The organism is Xenorhabdus littoralis, from assembly GCF_033949345.1.
GTDB lineage: Bacteria > Pseudomonadota > Gammaproteobacteria > Enterobacterales > Enterobacteriaceae > Xenorhabdus > Xenorhabdus littoralis.
The window spans coordinates 1-637 of record NZ_VCDP01000169.1; the positions used below are offsets into that span (position 1 = coordinate 1).

Sequence of the window (637 nt, forward strand, 5' to 3'; positions counted from 1 at the left end):
TTATTAAGTATTCTATTAAGACTATTCAGTACTGAGGTAATACTATGACATCATGGGTGCCGATGGTAAGTGCAATTTTAGGCGGAGCAGTCACTTTGTCTGCTGTTTATTTCACGAATAAGTGGAATGCCGATCGATTTGATAAGCAACTTAAGCATGAAAGAAAAAAAGAAAATAGTAAGTTATTCTTAGAAAAAGGAGAAGAGCTTGATGAATTACTTTCTATTTGGAGTAAAACTAACTTCTTAGTTAAGAGAAATCAATTACTCGTTGTTAAAGGCAAGCTAACAGAAGTTCAATTGCTTGAGATTGTTTCAAAACATAGCAACAAAAACAACCATGACAGACTGGAAGTTCTATTGAATATATATTTTCCAGAGCAAGTTATTTATATGGAAGAAGCTATAAAAATAAGAGCAAAAGGGAATGCAGCATATGATGATTTTATTAGCGGTAAATTAGAATGCAAAACTGCTTTCATCATCATACATAACTCTGAAGTAGGTTTCTCAGATAAAATAGACGATTTAAGAAAATCAATACGAGATAGATTACATAAATTAATTGAATCTTAATCACCTTCGGGTGGTTTTCTGTTTTATGGGGATAAATAAATGGCTAAACCAGATTGGGAGGC

General features: G+C 32.3%; 1 protein-coding gene. It reads left to right on the forward strand.

Annotation, left to right across the window (positions count from 1 at the left end; all coding sequences use genetic code 11):
• The first annotated feature begins 44 nt into the window (after positions 1-44).
• The gene (locus FE394_RS19010; protein ID WP_319927886.1) at positions 45-575 is read left to right on the forward strand and encodes a hypothetical protein; all 531 of its coding nucleotides are present in this window, start codon (positions 45-47) and stop codon (positions 573-575) included.
• Positions 576-637: the final 62 nt, after the last annotated feature.

Coding starts and splice junctions, on each gene's coding strand:
- FE394_RS19010 (WP_319927886.1), top strand. CDS start 45: ATGACATCATGGGTGCCGATGGTAAGTGCAATTTTAGGCGGAGCAGTC.